The organism is Bacillota bacterium (genome assembly GCA_040754675.1).
Taxonomy (GTDB): Bacteria; Bacillota; Limnochordia; order Limnochordales; family Geochordaceae; genus Geochorda.
Map to the genome: position 1 here is coordinate 1 of JBFMCJ010000268.1, position 5,616 is coordinate 5,616.

The 5,616-nt window shown below is 66.7% G+C and carries 5 protein-coding genes; 1 reads left to right on the forward strand and 4 read right to left on the reverse strand.

Annotated features, from left to right (window positions below):
• The coding region (locus tag AB1609_14510; protein ID MEW6047671.1) for a transposase at positions 1 to 486 on the reverse strand (486 nt) is incomplete at its 3' end.
• Between the two features lie 187 nt (positions 487 to 673).
• Here AB1609_14510 and glgP point away from each other — a divergent pair.
• A complete protein-coding gene (gene glgP, locus AB1609_14515; protein MEW6047672.1) occupies positions 674 to 2,308 on the forward strand; it encodes an alpha-glucan family phosphorylase in 1,635 nt (544 codons plus the stop codon).
• Between the two features lie 19 nt (positions 2,309 to 2,327).
• On the opposite strand, the gene AB1609_14520 is transcribed toward glgP, so the two are convergent.
• From AB1609_14520 to AB1609_14530, 3 genes are all read right to left on the reverse strand, one after another.
• A complete protein-coding gene (locus AB1609_14520) occupies positions 2,328 to 3,806 on the reverse strand; it encodes a NapC/NirT family cytochrome c (protein ID MEW6047673.1) in 1,479 nt (492 codons plus the stop codon).
• A 79-nt stretch (positions 3,807 to 3,885) separates the two neighbouring features.
• Positions 3,886 to 4,680: a DUF72 domain-containing protein gene (locus tag AB1609_14525; protein MEW6047674.1), complete on the reverse strand. Its 795-nt coding sequence runs from the start codon at positions 4,678 to 4,680 to the stop codon at positions 3,886 to 3,888.
• Positions 4,681 to 5,070: 390 nt separating this feature from the next.
• Positions 5,071 to 5,259 carry a hypothetical protein gene (locus AB1609_14530; GenBank protein ID MEW6047675.1) on the reverse strand — a complete coding sequence of 63 codons (189 nt, stop codon included), beginning with the start codon at positions 5,257 to 5,259 and terminating at the stop codon, positions 5,071 to 5,073.
• Between the last annotated feature and the right edge of the window lie 357 nt (positions 5,260 to 5,616).

Here is a 5,616-nt window from a genome sequence, read left to right on the forward strand (position 1 = left end):
CTCCCGGCGTTCGGCATCGGTGGCCCATTCTTTGGGCAAGTAGAGTTGCCCCGCCACCGGCCAGTCCCAGACCGGGTCAGCATAGTGGCAGGTGACCAGGATCTGGCAGTTTCCCACTTTGCCCAACGTCCCCGAGTACTGACGGGCCACGCCGACCGAGTGCTTACCCTGTTTGGGCAGGCCCGTGTCGTCCACGATGAGCACCCCATCCGCCTCGCAGGCCTGGGCGGTCATCAGCTCGATGCGCAAGCGGTCCATGGCCTGCGGATCCCAGCGGGTATCCGTGATGAACTGCTGCAAGCTCTGCGACGACGCGCCCCGCACCACCTCGGCTATCCGGTCGCAGTTCTTGCGCGGCCGGTCGCTCAGCAACCCCAGCAGGTAGCACTGGCAGGCAAATCGGTTCTCGGGCCGTGCAAACAGCTCCCCAAACGGCCGCAAAAACGCCTTCAACTCGGGGTCGGCCCCGGGCTTGAGTGCCACCATGGAGATCACCCCCTCGGAGGGAGTGACCCAAAGCTTTGCTCACCGGGCTACCCTTCCTCCTGCGTGGAGCCCCGAGTTTCGTCGAAGAAACGAGGTAGTACTAGGAGCCGGCACCTTGGGGAGCGAACGCCCCCGCGGTGGATGGAGCCCGGCGGTTGCTGCACAGGATTTGAGAGGGGTGACGGCCATCATGCCGCAGCGCGTCCGCGTCGCGTACCTGTGCATGGAATTCGGCCTGGATGCCCGTTTCCCGCTCTATGCCGGGGGGCTCGGCATCCTGGCGGGCGACCTTCTGAAGGCAGCTCACGACGCGCAGTTCCCCATGGTGGGCGTGGGCATCCTCTGGCGGCAAGGCTACGTCCGGCAGATCATCGAGGACGGCCGGGTCGTGGATGCGTATCCGCTGTACGACCGGATCAAGGACGAGCTGGAGGAGACGGGCGTCGAGGTGACCGTCGAAATCCGCCGGCGGCCCGTGCACATCAAGGTGTGGCGCCTGGATGGCTCGGGCCGGTCCAGCGGTCCGCGCCACGCCCCGCTTTACCTGCTGGACACCAACCTCCCCGCGAACGCCGACCGCTGGATTACGGGGCAGCTTTACGGGTGGTTCGCCGAGGAGCGGGTCGCCCAGGAGATGGTGCTGGGCATCGGCGGGGTGAGGGCGCTTCAGGCGCTGGGGCTGGAGGTCGAGATCTACCACTTCAACGAGGGGCACGCCGTCCTGGCGGGCCTGGAGCTGATCCGCCAGCACATGGAGAAGGGCCTGCCGTTTGACCAGGCGTGGCAGGCCGCCCGGCGGCGTATCGTCTTCACGACCCACACGCCGGTCAAGGAAGGCAACGAAACGCACCCGCTCGCGCTCCTGGAGTACATGGGGGCGTTTTGCGGCCTGAATCGCCGGCAGATGATCCGCATCGGCGGCGACCCGTTCCAGATGACGGTCGCGGCACTGCGCCTGTCCCGGGCTGCCAACGGCGTCTCGGAGCTGCACGGCCGCACAGCCCGCCGCATGTGGGCGGACGTGACCGGCGCTCCTCCCATCCAGGGCATCACGAACGGCGTGCACGTCCCGACCTGGCAGGATCCCCGGATGGCCAGGGCGTTTGCCGCGGGCGGCGACCTGTGGGGCGTTCATTCGGCGCTGAAGGCACAACTCATCGACTTCATCGAGCGGCGCACAGGCACGCGGCTCTCCCCCGACCGGCTCCTCGTCGGCTTCACCCGGCGGGCCGCACCGTACAAGCGTGCCGACCTCATCTTCCGGGAGCCGGACGTCATCGGGCCGTACCTGGAGTCGGGCCGGGTTCAGGTCATCTTCTCGGGGAAGGCGCACCCTCTCGACGACCGGGGCAAGGAGATCGTCGGGCAGCTTTTGGCCATGGCCCGGCGCTATCCCAGGAGTGTCGTTTTCGTGCCGGACTACGACATGGAGATCGCCCGCATGGTGACCCGGGGCTCGGACGTGTGGCTCAACAACCCCATCCGCCCCATGGAAGCGTCGGGGACGTCCGGCATGAAGGCCGCCATCAACGGCGTCCTCAACTTCAGCGTGCTGGACGGGTGGTGGCCCGAGGCCTGCCGCCACGGCGAAAACGGCTGGCAGATCGGCGGCGGGTACGAGGGCCCCGACGCAGACGAGCACGACGCCCGCTCGCTCTACGAAACGCTGCTCGAGGAAGTCCTGCCGACCTACGAGCAGAACCGCGCGCGGTGGGTCGAGATGATGCACAACAGCATCGCCGACGTCGTCGAACGCTTCTCGGCCGCCCGGATGCTGCAGCGCTACGACGAGCTGATGTACAGCGCCCGGGGCGAGCAGTAGCCCCGGGCGCGCCATCGGGCTAATAGGCCGTGCCGTCGTGACACTCCCAGCACGCCTCCGGCTCGGTTATCTCGCTTTCGTCCATGGGGTGAACGAACGGCATGCCGGACGGGTTGGTGACGAGGCGGTCGGGCGGCCCCTGCGCGACGATCCGGTGGCACGTGTCGCAGTCGGCCGGGATGACCGCGCCGTCGGCGCTCTTGTGCTTGCCGTCGTGGCAGCGCATGCACCCCGGCGAGAAAAGATGCCCGGCATTGCTCGGGTACGCCCGCCAGTCCGTCTTCATCTCGGGAAAGATGTTGGCCCTGTAAATGTCCGTTAGCTCCTGGATCGCCGTCTCGAGCAGCGAAGGATCCGACCGTACCACATCGGGGTAGTTCGTCTGGTAGAACTCCGTGAGCTGGGACCGGATGGAGCGTTCGGCGGCCTCCTGCGACGGGTAGGAGGCCGTCAGGGCGCTCACGGCGGCCGCCTTGATCTCGGGGAGCCTGGGGCTGATGGCCCCGAACGCCAGAGCCTCATCGACCGCCCGGACGGGCGGCTTGAAGACGTGGCTGGGCTGGTTGTGGCAGTCGATGCAGTCCATGCGGCGCACCTCGGCGGTGGCCAGCACGGCGGGGTCGAGGGGCTGCTCGACGTCTTCGAAGACCACTTCCCGCCCATCAGGCCCGATGGCCTTCACCCAGGGGATCACCTGGCGGCGAGCGTCGGAGGCGACGTATTGCACCTGGTTTTGCGGGAGCACGTGCCAGTGAACCCCGTCCACATCCAGCGCTCTACGCCCGCCTCCGACCGGGATCTCCAGATGCACCTCCCACGCGGTGTTGGCTTTATCCGCAGAGAAGTAGCGGCGGCGCCGCAGCACCGAGTCGTAGAGCTTGGCCGGCCAGTGGCACTCCTCGCAGGTATCTCGGGCCGGGCGCAGGCTTTCAATCGGGACGGGAATAGGCCGCTCGTACCGATCGAACACGTAGGCATACACCTGATACGTGCCGGAGAGCTTGCTGCGAACCCACCAGCTTGCGCCCGGGCCGATGTGGCACTCCGTGCAGGGCACCCGGGCGTGCGCCGAACCCTGGTACGCTGTGTAGGTGGGCTTCATGACGGTGTGGCAGGTCTCGCCGCAGAACTGCACGGACTCCGTGTAGTGATACCCGCTGTAGGCGGTGAACGACAGCAAAACCACGAAGCCGAAGCTCCCGACCCAGAACTGCACGAAGCGCCGCCGAGGAACGACGGCGTTGAGGTCGATGACGGGCAGAAGGGGGGCAACCCCCTCTCGCCGGCGGCGTCTGGCCTCGATCCACATGCCGACCACGATGCCGGCAAGCCCGAGGAAGAACAGCACGGGCAGCACGAGGTACGTCAGGACGCCCAGATAGGGGTTGGGCCGGCCGAGCAGGACGTTGGTCAGGTGCAGGATGGCCATGAGCGAGAGGGTGTACCCCGCAAGGCCGGTGGACAGCCAGCTCATCCAGTTGTGGTAGATAGACGGCATGGATGCCTGCCTTGGCGACTGACGTGGTGTTTCCATACACAGCCCCCGAAATGGATCTACAGTCTTGACGGCGCCTCTATCAGGGTACCTGACCCCTTGAGTTCGGGTCATGGGTCAAATGTCCAGGGACATCCCCCACCAGAGCCTGAAGCCGCCGCGCGTCCTCTACGGCGTAGCCGCCCACGTCATTGTTGAAGAAGCAGAAGACGTCCATGCCGCAGCGCAGCCAGGCCCCGATGGCCTGCGCATCCCTTGCCAGGATCTCGTCGGGGTAGCTGCCGGCGTAGGGCGGGGCCGGCCCGTGTCGGCGCAGGTAGATCCAGTTGGCCGTGGGCTGAATGTCCACGTCGGGAAACGGCCAGTCGGCCATCACCACGGCCGCGTTGTGCTGCCGCAGGACCTCCAGTACGGAAGGTTCGAACCAGGAGGCGTCGCGGAATTCAAAGGCATGCCGAAACGTCCACCTGTCAAGCTGCTCCAGAAACGTTTCCAGGCGCTCAGGGTCGGCCCGAAACCGCGGCGGCAGCTGCCAGAGCACCACGTCGAGCTGCTGACCAATGGGACCGGCGTTCCGGAAAAGGGCCTCCAGGGGCTCGTCGCAATCCTTGAGGCGCTTGATGTGGGTGATGAACCGGCTGCCTTTCAGGACGAAGCGGAAAGCGTGTGGCACGCTGGCGGCCCAGCGACGAAAGGCTTGCTCACCCGGGAGCCGGTAAAAGGTCACGTTGAGTTCGACGGTGGTGAAGTGTTGAGCATAGTACGTGAGCCACCGGGCCGAGGGCAGGTCTGGCGGGTAAAACCGCCCCTTCCAGTGAGGATAGTTGAATCCGGAGGTTCCCACCCGAAGACGGCCGGGCTGCCGGTTCACAGCCATCTTGCCCGTTCTCCCTCGCCGCGGCGCCGTGGTCCCCTGGTGCATACACCGCGCCCGGGGGCTTCCGCTGCTCGGAAGGGCGATCCTGCTGCCGGCCCGGGGGAGAGGCCGGGTGACCAGAGCAGGGCGTGGCTCGACGACGCAGCCTCCGGGACCTGCGAAGCCAGGGCGGGCTCGCGCCGTCCCACCGGCTGCTCATGCGTGGTAACCCGACCCCGTCCTGCGTCACGACGCACGGCCCGCCCGTGGACCGCGGGCCACGGGGCCTTACTGCTCTCCGAGGAAGTTCCGAGGGTAGTCCTATCACCCGCCCTACAGGACGTCCAGGCCACCTCAGTATTCACGCCGCACTGCGCCGCCGTGTCGTGGCCGGTTGACGCGCCCCGGGTGTCACCGGCGGAAAAGGTACACGCACCATCCAAGGGTCTTGCGACCCCAGCGGAGGTATGTGTCCCGGTCGTGGCGCACCCTTCGCAGTAGCTCGGGGACGTCCGGATCGTCGGGGTTCGCGGCGGCATACCGCTCCGCCGCCCGCCACTGCAGGGCTTCGTAGCGATCCCAGTCATCCCCGCTGCTCACCAGGGTGTAGAGCGCAATAGCAGCGCGGGTTTTTCGCGGGTTTCCGGTGACCGGAGCACTGCGCAGGCAGGGCAAGCTGTCCCGGTGGACCGGGACCGGGTCGAACCCTCACCGGCGGGCCGCACGCAGAAAACTGAGACATCAGAACGGGAGTTTCACTGGCTGGCCCGCCACCACCATTGCACCGGTATCCATGGAAATGTATAATAATACCTAACATCGCCAGAACCGGGGGGCCTACCATGCGATCACCATGCCGGGTGTCTGTAGCAGTCGTAACCGCCGTAGGTTTCGTGCTTCTTGGCGCGTTTGTTGGGGCCGTTCCTGGCGGGCCAGTGCCCGCACCCGCACGGGCCG